At 54.2% G+C, this 19,176-nt stretch carries 18 protein-coding genes; 13 read left to right on the forward strand and 5 right to left on the reverse strand.

The features are described 5' to 3' along the window. Positions 1-5: 5 nt before the first annotated feature. The 6 genes from larB (at position 6) to VGK23_00760 (ending at position 5,033) form a co-directional block, all read left to right on the forward strand. Positions 6-779, forward strand: a complete 774-nt coding sequence (gene larB / locus VGK23_00735; GenBank protein HEY3419063.1) for a nickel pincer cofactor biosynthesis protein LarB — start codon at positions 6-8, stop codon at positions 777-779. Between the two features lie 34 nt (positions 780-813). Continuing rightward, positions 814-1,197, forward strand: coding sequence for a VOC family protein (locus VGK23_00740; protein ID HEY3419064.1), 384 nt, complete (start codon positions 814-816; stop codon positions 1,195-1,197). 19 nt (positions 1,198-1,216) lie between these two features. Further along, positions 1,217-1,645 (forward strand): hypothetical protein, encoded by a 429-nt coding sequence (locus VGK23_00745; protein HEY3419065.1) that lies wholly within the window; start codon positions 1,217-1,219, stop codon positions 1,643-1,645. Between the two features lie 107 nt (positions 1,646-1,752). Further along, positions 1,753-2,727, forward strand: coding sequence for a GNAT family N-acetyltransferase (locus VGK23_00750; protein ID HEY3419066.1), 975 nt, complete (start codon positions 1,753-1,755; stop codon positions 2,725-2,727). Positions 2,728-2,801: 74 nt separating this feature from the next. Beyond that, complete coding sequence (locus tag VGK23_00755) at positions 2,802-3,212, forward strand: pyridoxamine 5'-phosphate oxidase family protein (protein ID HEY3419067.1); 411 nt, start codon at positions 2,802-2,804, stop codon at positions 3,210-3,212. A gap of 297 nt (positions 3,213-3,509) precedes the next feature. Beyond that, on the forward strand, positions 3,510-5,033 hold the full coding sequence (locus VGK23_00760) for an ATP-binding protein (GenBank protein ID HEY3419068.1): 1,524 nt from the start codon (positions 3,510-3,512) through the stop codon (positions 5,031-5,033). A gap of 94 nt (positions 5,034-5,127) precedes the next feature. Here the strand turns inward: VGK23_00760 and VGK23_00765 are convergent, their stop codons facing one another. Further along, positions 5,128-5,988, reverse strand: a complete 861-nt coding sequence (locus VGK23_00765; GenBank protein HEY3419069.1) for a response regulator — start codon at positions 5,986-5,988, stop codon at positions 5,128-5,130. Between the two features lie 326 nt (positions 5,989-6,314). Between VGK23_00765 and VGK23_00770 the strand changes: the two genes are divergently transcribed. Both VGK23_00770 and VGK23_00775 read left to right on the forward strand, forming a co-directional pair. Continuing rightward, entirely contained in the window at positions 6,315-7,610 is a 1,296-nt protein-coding gene (locus tag VGK23_00770; GenBank protein ID HEY3419070.1) for an Nre family DNA repair protein, read from the forward strand. Next, a complete protein-coding gene (locus VGK23_00775; GenBank protein HEY3419071.1) occupies positions 7,597-8,454 on the forward strand; it encodes a radical SAM protein in 858 nt (285 codons plus the stop codon). Before VGK23_00770 ends, VGK23_00775 begins: the two co-directional genes overlap by 14 nt. Before the next feature lie 57 nt (positions 8,455-8,511). On the opposite strand, the gene VGK23_00780 is transcribed toward VGK23_00775, so the two are convergent. The 3 genes from VGK23_00780 to VGK23_00790 form a co-directional block, all read right to left on the reverse strand. After that, positions 8,512-9,255 (reverse strand): hypothetical protein, encoded by a 744-nt coding sequence (locus VGK23_00780; GenBank protein ID HEY3419072.1) that lies wholly within the window; start codon positions 9,253-9,255, stop codon positions 8,512-8,514. A gap of 4 nt (positions 9,256-9,259) precedes the next feature. Beyond that, positions 9,260-10,480 carry a phage tail sheath subtilisin-like domain-containing protein gene (locus tag VGK23_00785; protein HEY3419073.1) on the reverse strand — a complete coding sequence of 407 codons (1,221 nt, stop codon included), beginning with the start codon at positions 10,478-10,480 and terminating at the stop codon, positions 9,260-9,262. A 147-nt stretch (positions 10,481-10,627) separates the two neighbouring features. Further along, complete coding sequence (locus VGK23_00790) at positions 10,628-11,368, reverse strand: hypothetical protein (protein HEY3419074.1); 741 nt, start codon at positions 11,366-11,368, stop codon at positions 10,628-10,630. A 187-nt stretch (positions 11,369-11,555) separates the two neighbouring features. Between VGK23_00790 and VGK23_00795 the strand changes: the two genes are divergently transcribed. Continuing rightward, on the forward strand, positions 11,556-11,684 hold the full coding sequence (locus VGK23_00795) for a hypothetical protein (GenBank protein HEY3419075.1): 129 nt from the start codon (positions 11,556-11,558) through the stop codon (positions 11,682-11,684). A gap of 79 nt (positions 11,685-11,763) precedes the next feature. Here VGK23_00795 and VGK23_00800 read toward each other — a convergent pair whose 3' ends face one another. After that, on the reverse strand, positions 11,764-12,063 hold the full coding sequence (locus tag VGK23_00800) for a hypothetical protein (protein ID HEY3419076.1): 300 nt from the start codon (positions 12,061-12,063) through the stop codon (positions 11,764-11,766). A 246-nt stretch (positions 12,064-12,309) separates the two neighbouring features. Between VGK23_00800 and VGK23_00805 the strand changes: the two genes are divergently transcribed. From VGK23_00805 to VGK23_00820, 4 genes are all read left to right on the forward strand, one after another. Continuing rightward, positions 12,310-13,851, forward strand: coding sequence for a mechanosensitive ion channel family protein (locus VGK23_00805; GenBank protein ID HEY3419077.1), 1,542 nt, complete (start codon positions 12,310-12,312; stop codon positions 13,849-13,851). 110 nt (positions 13,852-13,961) lie between these two features. Beyond that, positions 13,962-15,620 carry a thermosome subunit beta gene (gene thsB, locus VGK23_00810; protein ID HEY3419078.1) on the forward strand — a complete coding sequence of 553 codons (1,659 nt, stop codon included), beginning with the start codon at positions 13,962-13,964 and terminating at the stop codon, positions 15,618-15,620. Positions 15,621-15,840: 220 nt separating this feature from the next. After that, positions 15,841-17,214 (forward strand): hypothetical protein, encoded by a 1,374-nt coding sequence (locus tag VGK23_00815; GenBank protein ID HEY3419079.1) that lies wholly within the window; start codon positions 15,841-15,843, stop codon positions 17,212-17,214. 204 nt (positions 17,215-17,418) lie between these two features. Then, the gene (locus VGK23_00820) at positions 17,419-18,948 is read left to right on the forward strand and encodes a hypothetical protein (GenBank protein HEY3419080.1); all 1,530 of its coding nucleotides are present in this window, start codon (positions 17,419-17,421) and stop codon (positions 18,946-18,948) included. Positions 18,949-19,176 lie beyond the last annotated feature (228 nt).

Below are 19,176 nucleotides of genomic sequence, written 5' to 3' on the forward strand. Positions count from 1 at the left end.
AAAACATGAGCATCCGCGATGTCCTGGAACAGCTGAAGCGGGGGGAGATCGACGAGGAGAGGGCAGAGCAACTGCTAAAGCTCGATTTCCTGGAACGCATCGGCGAGCATACATGCTTCGATCATGCCAGGGAGGCGCGCCGGGGCATTCCGGAGATCGTCTTCGGGGAGACGAAATCGCCGACCATGGTGGCCGATATCGTGAAGCGGGTCATGGCCGACCGGGACGTGATACTTGTCTCTAGGGCATCGCCAGCCCACGTCGATGCGGTCAGGGGAATTGTCGATCCGAGGATCGTCCGTTACATTGAATCGTCCAGAATGGTCGTTGTTGACAAGAGGAAGGACCCGGTCTTGAACGGCAAGGTAGGCATAATCACTGCCGGAAGCTCCGACATCGCCGTCGCCGAGGAGGCCAAGGCGGTAGCCGAGGCCATGGGGTGCCAGGTATTCACCGAGTACGATGTGGGGGTGGCGGCACTGCACCGGATGCTCGACCCGCTATCCCGAATGCTCGAGAACGGAGTGGATGTCCTGATCGTGTGCGCCGGAATGGAAGGGGCGCTGCCGACCGTCATTTGCGGTCTCACCGACGTGCCGGTCATCGGGGTCCCGACATCTGTGGGATACGGTTTCGGAGGGAAGGGGGAAGCGGCCTTGATGGGAATGTTGCAGACCTGTTCGCCGGGCTTGGTCGTGGTGAACATCGACAACGGTATCGCCGCCGGCGCCACCGCGGCACTGATCAGCCTCCGAGCTAGAAGGAAAAGCAAAGATTAAGTCCTGACGGCTCAGAGAAGGCTGCGGTGAAAGTATGAACCACACCATCGTGCACTTTGAGATACCTGCTGACGACCTGGAAAAGATGATGGGCTTCTACAAGGCGGTCTTTGACTGGAAGCTCATCGACATGAAAGGGGAGGTCGAATACGTCATGCTCCATACGGTGCCTACCGATGACAACGGTATGCTGAAAGAACCAGGGGTCAATGGCGGGATGTACAAGAGAACGGAACGCAGTCAGGTTCCGGTCAACTACATCAGTGTCGAATCGGTCGATGAGTATGTTGAGAAGGCAGTAAAGAACGGTGGCCGGGTGCTTGCCCCGAAGAGTGAGGTCCCCAACATCGGCTTCATTGTCTGGATCGCCGATCCGGAAGGGAACCCACTGGGTTTGTTGCAACCAGTAAGTAAGTAGGCCAGGACCGATCGATGGGGTGCGTGTCCTCAGGAAAGGGCACGATTTCGATCCATCGGACACAAATAATGGACATAGGCTCATAAATCTGGAACGGTATGCCGTCCGGATGAGAAGAGGATTGGCCTTATTCGGCGGGGCCGCAGGGGCTCTGTTCACGGGGGGATCCGTCTGGGCCTTCATGGCGGAGCATGTCGAGACGGTATATTATTACGGTATCCCGGTCCAGCAGACGGTCACTGGCTATCCCGATCTGGGAGCGCTGTTCCTGGTGTTCGCCATCCTCGGTTTCGTTATCATGGTCGTCGGCCTGCTCAGCAAGCCCTACTGCGTGCAGCCTCCCCAGCCGATCCTTCAGAGCCCGACTTACGCCTGCCCGTATTGTGGCCAGCTGTTCTCCCATGGAACGCTGGTCTGCCCCAAGTGCAACCGCGAGATAAAATGGTGAAGGGTGGGCCAATTCTATGATCGTAGTCATCCAAGAACGTCCCGTCCCTGACCGCCAGGAAGATCTCTCCCATCACTTTTATCATCGGTGAGGGCCCTTTGCCATCAATGACGAGGAGGGAGATGGTCGATGGGGAAGGACCGGTAGGTCCGGTGACCATTCGTCCCATGAAGATGGAGGACATTCCTTCAGCGCAGGCCGTTGGTAAGAGCACCTGGTCGAGGGTCGCCTCTGACGACCTCGGGCGGGAGGTGGAATACCCGACCCGGCCGGCCGCCATCATCCAGGCCGCCATCGAAGAGGAGCCGCTCGGCTGTTTCGTCGCTTTGCTCGGGGACAAGATAGTGGGGACCGCTTACAGCCATATTTGGGGAACCGTCGGGTGGGTCGGACCGGTCGAGGTGCTGCCCGAACATCAGGGCTCAGGCATCGGAAGGGCGCTCATGGAGGCGTGCCACGGATACCTGGGATCAAAAGGATGCAAGGTGTTCGGGGTGGAGACGATGAGCGATAACGAGCGGAACAAGAGGTTCTATGCCGGTCTCGGATACCGTTCGGTCGGTGTCACGGTGTTCGCGGAGAAGAAGCTCCGGCCTGCGGGTTACTTCGTAGCCGGCATCCGGGAACTCACCCCCTCCAATCTGGCAGAGAACTGCAATGGGATAAGGATGCTGAGCTCGGCGGTCTACCCAGGCATGGACTGCACATCGGAGTTCCGGATGGTCCTGAGGCACTCGCTTGGCAAGGCTTTCCTGTTCGTTCATGACGGTGTGACCAAGGGGGTGGCTCTGCTGATGGAAGCTCCCTTGGAAGGTTTGCACATGGTATCGATCAGATTACTGCTGACCGATCCGACCATACCTGACCGGGGTGCGGTCATGTCATCGCTCATGGCGGCCTGCGAACAGTCGGCGATATCCTCGGGCAGCGATCGGGTCTTTACGTCCAGCAGCATGACCAACGACATATCCCACATTCTTGTAGAGCGGGACTACAAGATCAGCGCGAGCAATGTCCGGTTCATAAAGGGAGAGGACTATTCGGAGGCCGGCGGCACCAACATAATAGCCTGGGCCGGCTAATATCGTAACCATCTTCTTCGTCCAGGCAAAGCTTAATCGTCCCAGCCTGACAATAAATGCTCAAGGTGACAATATTGGTATCTCTGCCTGAAGCGGTGATGAACGCGCTCAACGATCCGACGAGCGTTAAGGTGTTGGCAACGAAAACGCCCGATGGTGTGGTAAACGCGATACCTCTGGGAAGCATGATGGCCCCGGACCCCAACACCATCGTGTTCGGGGTGGTGTTCATGAAGAAGACCCACATCAACATGATGGAGATGCAGAAGAAGGGGGACAAACCCGTCGTCCTGATAGTCTCCGGCAGCAACGCCTACCAGGTGCACGCATCGATCAAGGAATACAAGACGTCCGGCCCGGTCCTTGATATGATGAACGAGAAGGTAAAGTCCCGCGGCATCAAGGTCATCGGGGTATGGTACATGGAGCCAGGGACGGTCTACGATCAGACCCCCGGACCGAACGTGGGGAAGAAACTGGCGTGATCAAGGCTTTGGCCTTAATTCATCTTGGTAACCGGGAATGGGGAAATGACCTTCGCCCTTTCGACCGGCTCGGTGCGATCGGTGCATGCCAGTCCATGGTGGTCGAGGGTCAGTCTCTCGTTCGCTCCGATGCGGGCCGGGAGGTCATTTCAGATGATTCACGCCTTCGCCTGTGGTTTAACGATATTGAATAGTCTATAATAAGAAGGCAATCGTATTACTTATCGAAGCTTCGGGAAATGCGGACTGACCGACATGGGCACCTCCATATGCGGTCCGAACTTCGGGGCGGCAGATATGCCTAATAGAATTACGGACGGACCGGACAGAGCGGCGATAGACCGTGCGGGGACCGAAGAGGAAGATCTGAGGGAAGCAAGAGACACCCTCGAATCCCTGATCAACTATGCCAATGCCCCGATAATAGTATGGGACCGTAACCTGTTCATCACACGATTCAATCATGCGTTCGAACACCTGACCGGATATCTGTCGTCGGAGGTCATCGGGAAGCGATTGGAACTGCTGTTCCCGGATGAGAGCCGGATGCGATCCTTGGTAATGATTGATCGGACCAGCGAGGGTGAGCATTGGGACTCTGTTGAGATACCGATCAGGCGGGTGGACGGTGCGATCCGTACGGTGCTGTGGAACTCTGCCGCGCTGTATTCCCCTAACACATCCCAGATCCAAATGACGATCGCCCAAGGTCAGGACATAACTGAGCGGAAAATGGCCGAGGAAGCGTTGAGGCTCAGCGAGGCAAGGTACAAAGGCCTTTTCGAGGGTGCTCCCGGACCGGTGAGCCTGCGCCGACTGTTGTTCGATGATAACGGCGAGGTGATGGACCAGGTACTGATCGACCTGAATCCAGCTGGCCTCAGGAGGTGGGGTGTGGCCTCATTGGAAGAGATCGCGGGGAGAAAGTTGAGCGAGTTCCTCGGTCAGGAATTGGCCGGCCAGTATCTTGTTCAGGTAAGGAGGATGAACGCTCAAGGCAAGACCATCGTCGAAGAGACCCACGACCGTGACGGTCTTGATTATATGACAACGCTCGTCCCACTGGGAGATGACCATGTGATCGCCACCTCCATGGACATAACCGAACGCAAACGTTCTGAAAGGGCGCTAAAACGTTCAAATGAGGAATTGAAACAATTCGCCTACGTTGCATCCCATGACCTCCAGGAACCCCTGAGGATGGTGGTCAGCTATCTGTCCCTGCTCCAGAGGAAGTTCTCCGACCAGCTCGATCCCAAGGCAATGGAATACATCCACAACGCCGTTTCTGGAGGCGAAAGGATGCGAGCGCTCATTGACGACCTCCTGCAATATTCGAGGGTGGACAGCGGCGGCAAGCATGCCACCATGGTGGACATGAACGAGGTCGTAGAGAAGGTGCTGTTCGTCCTAAAGGCTTCTCTGGAGGACAACGAGGCTCGCATTCTCGCCGATCCGTTGCCATCGCTGCTGGCTGATGAGACCCAGATGGTACAGGTGATGCAGAACCTAATAGGAAACGCGATCAAGTTCCGCGGTCCAGAATCGCCCAGGATACAGATATCCGCGACCCCTGGGCAGGGCGAATGGGTCTTTTCCGTGAAGGATAATGGGATAGGTCTGAGCATGGAGTATGCAGATAAGATCTTCCAGGTCTTCCAGACGCTCCACACCAGGGATAGGTATCCTGGAACCGGAGTGGGCCTGGCGATCGTCAAGAAGATAATCGAGAAGAGAGGGGGGCGTGTATGGGTGGAGTCGGAGGAGAACAAAGGCGCCACGTTCTTCTTTTCGGTCCCGATCACACAGATCCCAACCTGACAGCCTCTGGCCAAGGGCATGGACCATCAGTTGGGTTGGATGGAACTTATCTTACGATCCATTTCATATTCGAGCGTCGGGACCTTGCGGCTATCTACCCGGTATCGGCCACAGATTGCTCTCCGGGAAAATTGCCCGACATCGCTTTTTGAACCCGGACCATTTCCTCCAACCTTTTCTGATCGGTGATATCATAGTTCACCCCATACAGGATATCGGAACTGCCGCTTCCATCATCGATCATCCCCACTCGGACCACTATATGGCGTACCTCCCCGTCCCTCCTGATGATTCGATGCTCCAACTGGGAATAGCCATCCTCGATTATCTTTGCCTTGCCCAATTGAATATGCTCAAGCACTCGTTTAAGATCGTCAGGGTGGACGAATTCTTTGAAATATTTCTCGGGGTTCATTGAATAACCCCCTTCCCTGCTAACATTCGTCTTGTAAAGATCAAAGAACGCGTCATCGAAAATGAACTGATTTGTCCTCGGATCCAATTCGAAGGTCGCCACCTTGGCCAGTTCCATAGCCATGATCGCCTGGCGTTTCTTGACCAGAAGTTCAGTTTCCGCTGTCAGCCTGCCGACCGCCTGCTTTATCTTATGCTCCAGCTCGACGAACTGGGCGTTGGGTTCGCCACCCTTCTGCAGGTAAAAGGTCACACCCGAGTTGCAGGCCTCGATGACGACCTCCTCCCGCCCCTTGCCAGTGAATAGGATGAATGGTATGGACTTGTCCAATTCCCTTACCATTTTAAGAAACTGAAGCCCGTCCGTTCCCGGCATTTGATAGTCGGAAACAATTGCATCGTAATGTGATCGGGCGATCATCCCGTTCGCCTCTGTTACCGAAAGGGCGACATCGACCTTGAGTTCCCTGGTTCTCTCCAAGAATATCTTCCCGATCTCCAATAGGTTTTCCTCATCGTCCACGTAGATAACGCGAATCACTTCCCCTCACCTTGAGAATTACTGGTATGGGGGAATTAAATACATTGTAGATAATTCTCACTATTTATATCCGGACCTGACATGTTTTCAAGGTGAGATCGCACGTCTCAACTTATCTTCATTATCTCAGGAAGGAAAAAGGTCAGGTAATCGTCAAATATTGCCCCGTGGTCATGAAACAACATTGGGAAGCATCGGGTTGCGCATTCAGCTTCCAGCCTCTCTGTCATCTCGAGGAATCCGGCGACCTGGTCCCTTACATCGTATCCATTCGGCGAGCCTGGGAATAAGGTAAAATACCCCGTTCCAGCTAGCAATGGAACAGAATGGCAGCGCCCGGTACGCCGATCGGCCCAAAGGCATTATTCAATTCATTGGCATCGACCAGCGCAGCCCCTTCCCGGGGAAGCCCGTGCGTCATCTGCAAGGGTTCTAAGAACCTCTGCGGCAAACCCACCTGCGCCCTGATGGTCAAGTTCTATTCCCAGTCCAAGACTCGAAAGCTCATCAACAGCCTGGACCTGGCTGGCAGTACACCGCCGGGCGTATTCGTCGGTCGGTATGGCTATCCAAAGGTGGACATCGGTCCCCTGGTACCGCCGGAGATGGGCGACACCTCGATCATGGACACGCCCGAACAATGGATGGGCAAGTCGATCCAGGAGATCGTGGACTTCCGATTCAAACTGGTACGGGGGAAGTACAGCGTATCGGTGAAGGATTTCCAGAATGGCGGGAAGATAGTTGATTTCACCAGAGAGCTGGGCCTGTCCATCAACTCGGTCGACGTGGAGGCGAACTTCGCCAAGCGTCCATCCGGGAAGATAGTGCTGGACGACGAGATACAGCCGTTCGGTCCCTCGGCCCGTCTGGAGAAGCTGAGCATCACCAACCCGAAGTACGACCACAAGATAGAGAAAGCCTATTACGACACCGACCTCCTGGCCACCCAGGCAGTCACCGACCTGTACAAGAACGGGGTGATGATATCCCGTCTGCAGAAGGCGTTCAGCGTTGGCGCGTTCGGGCTTGAGAAGAACCGGAAGCTGGTGCCGACCCGGTGGAGCATCACCGCCGTCGACGACATGATCGGCAAGGACATGCTCAAGCATACCAAGACGTACCCGCTGATCAACGAGTTCCGCATCTATGACTGGGACCAGCTGGACAACCGCTGGTGCGTCATGTTCATGCCGACCTCATGGCGTTACGAGCTGATCGAGGCCTGGTACCCGAACACGGTGTGGAACCCGCTGGGCAAGCAGATCGAGATCATCTCGTCACACGAATTCTATGAAGGTCGGAAGGACTACGCGGAGATCGGCGGGTGTTATTATGCAGCACGAATGGCCTGCAACGAGGTCCTGATGAAAGAGCGCCGCCAGGCCGGGGCGGTCATATTCCGCGAGGCGCATCCCGGGTACATCATGCCGGTCGGGGTGTGGAATGTGCGTGAGAACGTTAGGAAAGCGTTGACCATGCCGCCGAGCAAGTTCAACACTATGAACGAGGCGCTGGCGCATGTGCAGGGAAGAATGGAGATACCGCTATCCAGGTGGATCGCGACCAGTGAAGTGGTGAAGGACTTCATGAGACAGAGGCGGATCGATGATTACGCGTGATCTTGACTTCTTCATGATGGAGGACAAGATGCCTCCTCCGATGGTCAAGGCGTATGAGGTCAGAGCGACGACCGCCCTGCCAAAGAGTAACCTGCCAGGGCTGGACTATGCACTGAACCCGTACGTAGGGTGCGAGCATGATTGCATCTATTGCTTCGCCCCAGACGTCCTGCACAAGGACCCGTCCAAATGGGGAAAGGAGGTAGGGGTGCGCTCCAATCTGCCCGTATTGCTGGCCAAGGAGATCAAGAACAAACGGGGGGTCATCGGCATCGGGACAGTCACCGATCCATACCAGCCGCTTGAGAAAAGTTGTCTGTTGACGCGGAAATGCCTGATGGAGATCATCCGACATGACAACCCTATCTCCATACTGACAAAATCCGACCTGGTCGTGAGGGACATCGAGCTCATCGAGTCCACGAAGAGGCCGGAAGTGGGCGTGACCATCACTTCGGTCGATGACCGGGTGTCGCATGCGTTCGAGCCCGGTGCGCCGCCGCCATCGCAGAGGCTTGAAGCGCTGAGAAAACTGACCGAGGCGGGACTGAACACCTACGCCATGGTGGGGCCGGTCCTGCCGATGCTTTGTGAAACAGACATAATAGATTTGGTCAAAGCTATTGCGAACACCGGTACCAAGAGGCTGATGATGGACCGGATGCGCTTCCGGCCTGGCATAGATGTCGCCATTGCCAATCTGCCTTTGATGGGAATAGAGCCGTTCCATGCTTGGTACCAAGTGGCGTTGGCTGACAGAACCCGAGCCCTGGCATTGGAGAGAATCATCACAAATGCCTGCAACGAATTCTCATTGTGCACAGAGCAGGCGTTCCGATCATAAATCCGAGAAGTGGAACTTCGACCTGATAAATCTTGCAGGGATATCTTCTGACAAATCCTATCTGGTCGATACGCTAAAGGCTGTCCGATATCCCAGGCTCTTGTCTATGGTATGGATTGATCCCGTGACCAGGTATTGTCTTGAGAACCTCGTTCCCAATCCTTCTAGCATTAGCGTTCTTCCCGGAACGACATCTGAGGACCCGACACATTCGCCTACTCCAACGATTACATCAATTTTTCCATGATCGAGTGCATGTTTTGCGGCCTTCCGCTTGTCATTCTTGGCGGTAGAAAGTGTACTCAGTGCAATCTTTGACAAGTCATCCATGATATCCATGGCAATCATAGAGTCCAGGTCGATTACAGGGCTGAATGAGAGAAGATCTCCGCCATACCTCATTGAGATGGTCCGGGCCTGGCGATTTCTCGTCTTGGTGGGACTGACGGAATCATCGCCAATTAACTCCACGTAAGGTACTCCTTCAGATGGGAAGGTAGCCTTGACAATCGTTATATCAGCTTCCAAAATCGTTTTCAATCGATTCGAAGTCCGACCCATCTCTATGGACACTCGTTTGCCCACGGTGAAAAGCCCATCGTTGATCCAATCATAACTGCCAGGGGCACCAGCATCTCCGATTAAGACGATGGCGAAATTTCCGAAGGTGTCCAGGCTCAGTTCGACCATGATGTTCTCCACGCTCAATCCGTGTTGGGCCATATCTACATCGTCGATGGTTATCGCAAAGGCGGGTGAGCCGATCATCGTGTTCGTTTCTGTTGAAGGCCCGGACTTCATACTATCACTCCTTTGACATTGTCCTGGCCATGTAATAGTGCTTCTTCTTTTTGGTAGCATCTAGGGTCTTGTCAACCAGCTTCCTGGGACCGACTCTTTCCATACTCTGGCATACACGGAAGATGATGAATTCTGAAGGCCTCATCAGCGCGACGCCGACCTCTATGATCATTCTCTCTTTGTCAATGTCCGCCTGGGTCATTGTTGATCGGTCACAACGCACGATGAAGGCTTCCTCCGGTCTGGTGCCAAGCAGCATCCCGTCCTTCCACGATCTGGTCAGGAATTCGACTACCGATCTCTTCGCTTCGGACCAGGTTATTTCATCGTGTGGTTCGAAGACCACCCATTCGGTCCCTTTTGCGATCGATTTTTCCAGGTAGTTGATCGTCCGTCGGACCTGGACATATTTCCAAATGGAATCGCTGGAAGTCGTCCGGGAACCCCACACCAGCAACCCTCTCCCAGTGAACTTCCTGATCACATTGATGCCGATCCGGTTGAGTTCGTTCATGTCCGCCTGATCAACTGATACCTCGGTGTCCAAAGCTCCAATGACCAGTTCGTTTGCCGGGGGTTTGTGGACGCCTCTCTGGATGTCGGTTCGAACATAAATGCCGGCGACCGCACCGCTGGGCGGAACGATTCGGATCCGTTTCGTTATTGGGTCCTGGACTTGTATCCAAGGATGATAAATGGCCGCGTATCCCTTGGTCGAAACCAGCTTCTCCTTCTGAAGCCTAACATCGTGAGCATCCCCCACCTCTCTCGGATCTGACGGAGAATCGATGATGGCAAAACGGTATCTCATCCTCTCACAGTGCTCGATCAACGCTTGCTGGTCCAAGATGTCGGTTGCTTCAGGCATCGCGACCAGATTAACGTCATCCAAGCTTTCGAGGCATAGCAGACCAGTTCGATACGCCGTCTCATTTCGTCCAGTGCTACCGACCGTTCCCTCTATTCGCACCACGTAAGCCCTCTGACCTTGGTTCTTGAAGAAAAGGTCGACGGCCATCGCGAGATAAGGTCCACTTTTTGAATAGTCCAATCCCCCGAATGTTCCTTCGAATTGATCCCATGACGTTACCAGGACCGGTTCCAATGTCGGCCCCTTCACTGCTTTTCCAATGAAGGCGGCCGTGCTACTTTCCGCTCCCTCTATCGGATCCGCCATCAAAGATGTCTCTTCCACATAGACCCCGGGTGCCTCAAAGTCCGACATAAAAGAACCTCAGAAAATTTTCTCTCATTCGGGTGTAGGAAGTTGTCGTTGCTTTTAAGCTTCTCCCCTCTGCCGTCTGTAACATTTCTCAGATAGTTCGTGCAATGAAATGTCGGTCCTTGATCGATTTCTGGAAAGGTAACGAAATCAAGGTCGAGGTTTGTTAGTCATCAATTCCCGAATTCGTTTGGTCTCAATTTCCTGTATCTCCTCAACGGTCATCTTTCCCCCACTTTTCTTAATGGTAACGACCTCGCTTGATGGATTGCCATAGACATAGAGCGAAATGTTCTTGACCGATCCGTCTTTGAACTTGTATCTGTAGGCGAGGGGGAACCGGTTGTTCTGCATGAACTCGCTGATGCTCAGCTCTTGGTCGAGGTCATGTCCTGCAAAGGCATGAAGGCACATCTCCAACGCGTACTTTCCGAAGGCGATGATGTTCACATCCCTACGGCCCAGGAGACGGATCTCATCTAGAAACAACTCCTCGCACCTTGTTGCTGCCTTTCTCCATTCCTTGTTGACATCTCGGTCAGATTTGCTTGGTATGCATTTCAGCGCGTGGGTCCAGTATATCCGGTCTCCGGTCGGGTCAAAACTATTGAAAATTTGCAGGATCTTAGTGAGAGGATTTGCCTGTTTAACATCGGGTAATGATGGCTTACCGGTTCTGCAAAGCTTTAACAGGTCCTCTTCCGCCCTCGCCGGATTGGCTCTAAGCCAAAATCCAGGCTCCTGGGAAACGACAATGAACTCAACGTTGCCCAATGATGTCTTGCGATTGAAGATCACAGGGGTTTTCGAGCCACTCCTCGGACATCCACTACATGGGGCTTTGACCTTTGCGATCAAGCCTTCCCAGTCCATTATGTCCGCTTCAGCCATGAAGACCGATCGCATCAGGCCCTAAAAACGATTTCTCCTGCCGTAAGGACATCAAACGCTTCATTTCAATACAATAAGCTTTAAATATGGCCAACATTGAGGGTTTAAGCTCGTAGTTTTGGTGTTCTTTGACGAGGATCGTTCCGTCGCCCTGATCCTGCTTGCATATATTTGGATGTGAAATAATATGAACAAGAAGAAGAAGGGCGCAGAGGCAGCAAAGATGGCAGACGCAAAGGCAGGAACGACCGAGAAGAAAGGCTCGTCCTGGAACTCGAAAGGCAAGGCAGAACCAGCCAAGGGAAAGAAGAAATGATCCATGGTCCGCAAGAGGACCACAAATCTATTTCAAATTCAATTGATATCCATTTTCATAGACATTATTCAGTTTTTCCTTACCGGTACAGGCATTGCTGACATACTCCGGTATCCATGCAGACCTTGCATTTTGTCTGCAAGGGCCTTTCTGAATCGACAGCTGATCTATTGCAGCATTCTTCCTGACACTTCTTCGTTCCATGGCAGTAGTTGCAGTGTCCGCAGCTGGGACAGACCATATCTGTGGCACAGCCGCAGCTGGAATTGTCCTTCTTGAGCTCGGCCCCGCACTTTTCGCAGTTGGCGGCCTTTACCGGGCACGAACCCTGAAAATCCACGCCCGCCTTGGCAAATCTCGAGGAGCGCATTCCTTCCATGGTACCGGAATATCTTCCGTCCTAACTAACATTTGTGATGATTTCAAGCATCGGGGAGGAAGATAGGATCGATGGGCGTGAATGTGTCGTCCTTCAGCATCCTTTGATCTTGTCCCCCAACGTTCGATTACGATCCCTTCCCCCGCCACATGATCGCAGCTGGCGTGTATAATTACAACACTTATTGCATAGTGCAGGCTGGGCCAACAATTAATTATGGCCCCAAATTATCACCTGGTGTTGTGCATGAGAAAGGTCGGTTTCGTTTCTGGACGAATTATGGTCATGGCCATGGCAATGGTGGCCATGGCGTTGCTGGCGATTCCATCGGCATCCCTGGCTCAGCCCACAGGTGCCCAGGTATTCGATGTTGATGATTATCATAAGTCCATAACCGCCGGCGACACTGCCACATTTCGTTGGAACATTTTCAACGGCGGTAACTCATCGCTGCTGGTGGATACATATGCCGGAGCGCCCGACGACTATCTTTCGGTGACCACCAGCCCCACCTATCTGGTGGTCCTTCCCGGTGATAATGCCCAGGTGGTGCTGAATGTCGTGGCATCCAGGTCTGCCCCCATGGCTGACCACACCTTCACATTCTCGCTCAACATCACCCGGATGGACGATCCCGCCAGCGAGATAATCGTTACGAAAAGCGCTAGCCTCCATGTGTCTTCGTTGTATGGTGAGGAATCCAGGTATAACCGAATTCTGGGCGAGTACGCGAACCCACTGCCAGCACCGTTCAACGGGAGCCCCGTCACGTTCCTCATCTCAGCGCTTCTCTGGGCTGGAATCGGCGCGGCTCTGATCCTGGTAATATTCCCGCTGGTCAAGTTCCTCACCCGGAAGACCGATACCCAACTTGACGACAGACTGCTTCAGGTAAGCAAATGGCCCATCTTCCTCATTATCCTCGGGTACGGTATGAAGACCTCGCTGGAGATCTTGGCCCTGCCCCGGGAATGGATACCTGGGATCGAGGACAGCTATTTCGCGCTGACGATACTGCTGCTCACGTGGTGGGCATACGGGGTCTTTGACAGCATCGTTCTGGAATACGGACGGAACGCCGCCGCCAAGTCGACCATAGAATATGATGACGTGGTGGTCAACGTCGCCGAGAAACTGGGCACCATAATCATACCGCTCGTCGGACTGACCATTGTCCTTTCCCGGCTAGGGTATAACGTGACCGCGATGCTGGCCACGCTCGGTTTCATGGGAATGGTGATAGGATTGGCGGCGAAGCCGACCCTGTCGAACTTCTTCGGCGGTATGGAGATCATGGTGGACCGACCGTTCAAGCCAGGCGATCTGATCAAGATGGACGGGGGCAAGGTGTACCAGGTGCTAAAAATGGGATTGCGCTCGACACGTCTCTATGATAACGACAAGGCCACAATAGAGGTCATCCCGAACAACATAATGGCGAAGAGGAGGGTCACGAACGTCATCCGTCCCGACCACAAGATGCGCCTGCGGGTGGACCTGCACATCCCGTATGACGCGGACGTGGAAAAGGTCAAGGGGCTGTTGCTCGAGGCGGCGATCGAGTTCCCCGACGCATCCCATGAACAGGGATTCATACCCATGGTCATCATGACCGGGTTCAACGACTCGTGGATCGACTTTGTGTGCTACATATGGGTCAACGATGCCGATTTCCGTAAGAGGGCGATCTCCGATTATCGAGAGAGGGCATTCGCGAAGCTCAGGAAAGCTGGGATCGATATCCCATATCCCCGGCTCGACGCCGAACTGCACAACATCTCCACCTGAGAAGGGGCAGACGGGCACTTTGTCTCATGCCACATTCACAATAGGTGGATGGCGGTTAAACAAAATCTTATATAGAAGCACTAAAATACCGCCCACACGGAGGATTTCTAATGTCATACGGAATGGGTAATGGTCAACAGGTCATCGTGCTCCGAGAAGGGACCGAGAGATCGAAGAACAGGGACGCGCAGACGAACAACATCGCTGCCGCCCGCGCCGTCGCTGACGCTGTAAGATCGACCTTGGGACCAAAGGGCATGGACAAGATGCTGGTTGATTCCATGGGAGACGTCGTCATCACGAACGATGGCGTAACGATCCTAAAGGAGATCGATGTACAGCATCCAGCGGCCAAGATGGTCGTCGAGGTCGCAAAGACCCAGGACAGCGAGTGCGGGGACGGAACGACGTCGTCCGTCATCATCGCAGGCGAGCTCCTGAAGAAGGCAGAGGCTCTCATCGAGTCGAACATCCACCCGACGATCATAGCGAACGGGTATAAGATGGCCGCCGCTGAGGCATTGAAGGTGCTGGACACCATCGCGGTCCCGGTCACCGTGGAAGACACTGACATGCTGACCAGGGTGGCAATGACCGCCATGACCGGCAAGAGCGTGGGCGGACAGAGGGACTTCCTCGCCGACCTGAGCGTCCAGGCCATCAAGGCCATCGCCGAGAAGAACAGCGCTGGCAAGTGGACCGTCGACGTCGACAACATCAAGGTGGAGAAGAAGACCGGCGGATCGATCGCCGACACCGAGATCATAAGGGGCATCGTGCTGGACAAGGAGCGCGTGCACCCGAGGATGGCCAAGGTCGTCAAGAAGGCCAAGATCGCTCTGCTCTCCGCCGCACTGGAGATCAAGAAGACCGAGGTCGAGGCCAAGATCCAGATCCGTGACCCGTCCCAGATGCAGCGCTTCCTCGATGAGGAAGAGGCAACCCTGAAGAGGATGGCCGACAAGATAAAGAAGGCCGGTGCCAACGTGGTGTTCTGCCAGAAGGGCATCGACGATCTGGTGCAGCACTACCTCGCAAAGCAGGAGATCTTCGCCGTCAGACGCCTTAAGGAGTCTGATATGGAAAAGATCGCCAAGTCCACCGGTGCCAACGTCGTCGGCAACATCGACGAGCTGACCGCGGCAGACCTGGGAACTGCTGGACAGGTTGAGGAGAAGAAGATCGGTGAGGCCGAGATGACCTTCATCACCGACTGCAAGAACCCGAAGGCCGTCTCCATGATCATCCGTGGCGGAACTGACCACGTAATCGACGAGGTCGAGCGCGCAATGCACGACTCGCTCCGCGTCGTCGGAGTGGCACTCGAGGACGGCAAGGTCGTTCCGGGAGCCGGAGCCCCCGAGATCGAGCTGTCCCTCAGGCTCGCATCCTATGCCTCCACCGTCGGAGGAAGGGAGCAGCTGGCCATCGAGGCCTTCGCCAACGCCATGGACGTCATCCCGTGGGCCCTCGCCGAGAACGCCGGACTGGACGCCATCGATGTCGTCATCCAGCTGAAGAGCGCGCACGAGAAGAAGAACGGCAAGAACATGGGCATCAACCTGGACACCGGCAAGCCGGACGACATGCTGAAGCTCAACGTCATCGAGCCGCTCCGCGTCAAGACCCAGGCAGTGAAGTCGGCCGCAGAGGTCGCCAACATGATCCTGAGGATCGACGATGTCATCGCCTCCAGGAAGGCACCCCCGATGCCGCCAGGCGCACAGGGTGGAATGCCGCCGGGAATGGGCATGCCGGGAATGGGCTGAACGCAATCCGCGCGTCCCTAAAACACCTTAAACAAATCCCTTTCTTTTTCACAGATCTTTTTTGTGACCTTGCCTGTGATTTTGGTGATCATCGAACCGGACTCCACCTAGGTCATGTTCCGAAGCTTCGTCGCTTAAGCCATGCAAAACGGTTTCATTATTTCTCATTCCATTATGCAGCGCAAAACAAACATATCATGACATTGAACTGTCCATGTCGATGAGGATCATTCGTCATACGACCGGGAAGTCATTGTCGTTCTTTGTTGTCATCTCTTTGCTGATCGTCTCCTCGGGAGCGGTCATGGCCGAGGACCGATCTGCGCCATTGCCCACGTGGACAAAGGGCCAGACCTGGGCCGTCGGTGGGGAGAGGGACCTGAAGGGTGTGCTCCAGGAGAACCTGGGCACCTTGCAGGATGCCTTGGCCCTGCTGGGAGGCAACGTCTCCGTGGACCGCCTTCTATTGAACGGAAATGCGGGCGCCTGGACGGTCTTCAAGGTGTCGGATGTCCAGCAGGACAAATACATCCTGGAGTACAGTGCCGGGGTACGCATCCAGGGAGATGTTGACCTGGGTGTCTCGGGCGATCTGCCGGCGGAGGGTCAATATCTCCTGGCCGACATGACCGATCAGGCCAAGAGCGTCACTGTGCTCGCCTGCCTGGACCTATGCCTGACCTCACATGGATTCTTGACAGTGGACAAGGCCACAATGGCCATCGAAGGGGCGACCTCCTCCACCCTGTTGGATGAGCACCTGACGTTCGAGGCCTCGAATTTCCCGAACTATTCCACCAGCATCAACATGAATGGAATAACGGTCAATATGTCCTATGCCGACTACGCCGTCGACGAATGCATGCACCTGGAGCTCGCCTCATGCGTCGATTTCGATCCATCGCTCCAGATCCTGAAGTTCCCGCTCACGGTCAGCGACAACTGGACGTTCGATTCCAAGATGACATTTACTGGAACTGCCAAGGGCTACTTCAATGCCACTGGCCTGCCGTCATCCATGACATCGGCCTTTGACACCAAGAACGGTCCTTTCACCGGATCGGTCCGTATCCAGGACCTGACAAGACTCGGCAGCCTCAGTCTCAGCGACGGCAACATCACCTCAGCGGATCAGAACCTCATCGCCAACATGGAATGCACAAGGACGAAGCTGATGGATGACGGAGCTGGCAACAGCATGAACGTATTCGAGGTGCTGGAAAAGAAGACCGGAGCGCACATCTACTACTCGCCGGAGAAGGAATTCTTGGTCGGTGCATTGGTGAAACCGCAGATGGACATGCTGAACGGAATGGTGGCTCTTCCTGAGAGCAGCATGACCAGCGCCCTCGATCTGAACACCGACATCACCATGGTGACAGCCGACCCGACCAACGCCACGAGCGAGATCATTCAGATCGGTGCCAACCAGGGTGTCGAGCCCATCTCATTGGTGGTTTCGGACAGCACCGGAGCAAACACAGCGCCTGCATCAAGTCCTGCCACGATAGGTCTGTTCGAGATCGCCATCGTGATCATTGCCGCCCTGGTCTGCGGGGTTCTGTTGTTCCGGATCCTCAAGAAGAAAGGCTAGTAAGATCGTCGGCAGGTCTCCTTCCTAAACTTTCTTTCATCTTTTTCAGTCTTTTGAGCTTGTTACACATATTATCTAATTTCTAAATATATATTAATTATTGTCTCGCTGCTCCGCACCGAGTATTTATATTTTATTTCATGATTATTTTTTTCGGATAATAACCACAAATAACATATCTGGTGAGTTGCATCCATTCTCATCATGAGGAATTCCTACACTAACTCTGCAAAAGTAATCTCGATCTTGGCCGTCTTCTCTTTGTTGATCGTATCTTCTGCCGCCGTTATGGCACAGGATCAGTCGGCCCCGATTCCAACATGGACCAAATGCCAGACCTGGGCGATCCGGGGTGAGAGCGACCTCTCATGCGTTGCCAAAGACAATCTTTGCACGATACAAAAGGCATTGACAGATTTAGGCCAGAATATAACCATCAAGAATCTGGATGTCAAAGGCCAGGCCTGCTCCTATATCGTCTTCAAAGTGACCGATGTAACGGAGGATAGCTACGTCCTGGGGTACAATGCCGCCATTCATATGTGGGCATATGTAAACGTAAAAATGAGCGGTGATTTCCCCGTTTCTGGAGTCTATGGCCTCGATAACATGAAATCTGTAAGTTCCTCCGTATGCGGTACGGCCAATCTATGCCTCACGGTCACTTCGTGCGGAACGGTGACCATTGAAAAATCGACGATGGCGATCAAGCGCATCGTTTCCAACACCACCGTCGATCAGAGCCTGTCTCTGAAGGTCGATTGCACGCCATCCATGGGTGCCGTTTTGAATGCCCTTAATGTGCAGGTGACCTACAACGCTCTCAACGTCAGCGAATCGTTGCACCTCAAGCTGAGCGACACGATCGATTTCAGTCCAGCGTTGCCTTTGCTCGAGTTCCCGATGTGCGTAGGGAATGACTGGGCTGTCAACTCCACCATGACCGTGTCGGGCAAGATCTCTGGGGTATTCAAGGAGACTGGCCTGCCCAACTCGATACTCAGCAAGATCGATGAGAACGCAGCGGCGTTCAACGGCACACTCTATCTGCAGGACCTTCCATCCCTGGGATGCATCCCATTCGACAACGGTTCGTTTGGCCCTATCTCCGTGGACCTGAATACGAGCATGGCCTGTGTGGGGGTCAGCAACGCCGACCAGAGCTGCTATAACAAGGGCAATACAGTGTTCGATGTGGTGGAGTCGCGGACCGGTACGCATATCTACTATTCACCGGACACGGAGTTCATCACCGGAATGTCCTTGAAGCCACAGTTTGGACTGGAAAGCCTGATGAGCCTGCCGACCGGTAGCATCTTCGGCCCAACCGTCACAACCCCGACTACAACCGTCCCGTCGAGCGATGTTACAACACCGACCGTCACCGAGGGCGCTGCCCCCGCCACAGCTGCACCTTCGAGTGATGTGGTTGCAACCTCGCCCGCTCCAGAAAGTACCGTCGATCAGACTGGCAGTGCGGTATTGGACCAATTAAGCACCACCGTGACGATGGTCCCGACCGATCCCGCCGTGGCCGAACAGGCGATCGGGAACATCACCAATGGCCAGGGAGAGGCCACAGATAATCCGATGGCAACGAACGCGGATACCGTGACCGGCGGCATATCGCAAGATTCGAACGGGCTCTTGGTCACACTCGCGGTTATCGCACTGGTCTGTGCAGCGATCGTTGGTGTGGTTGTCTTCAGGATAAAAAAGAAGAATGAGCCGTGAGGGCTCTTCTTCTCATTTCCTTTTTTTTCGTTTCCTTTTGATAATATATTGCTAGAATCGCTGATTATTTTATAAATTAATATAATAATTTGAGCTATTCGAGGAGATGTTTCCATGTTTTGTTGAGAACATGTATTCACCCTCACAGATTTAATCCCTGTGGCAGACGAACCTCAGATAGGGCAGGAAATGGATCCTCTTTTTCTTGACCCAGTCACCGATCCGATA

It is taken from the genome of Methanomassiliicoccales archaeon, from assembly GCA_036504055.1.
GTDB lineage: Archaea > Thermoplasmatota > Thermoplasmata > Methanomassiliicoccales > UBA472 > DASXVU01.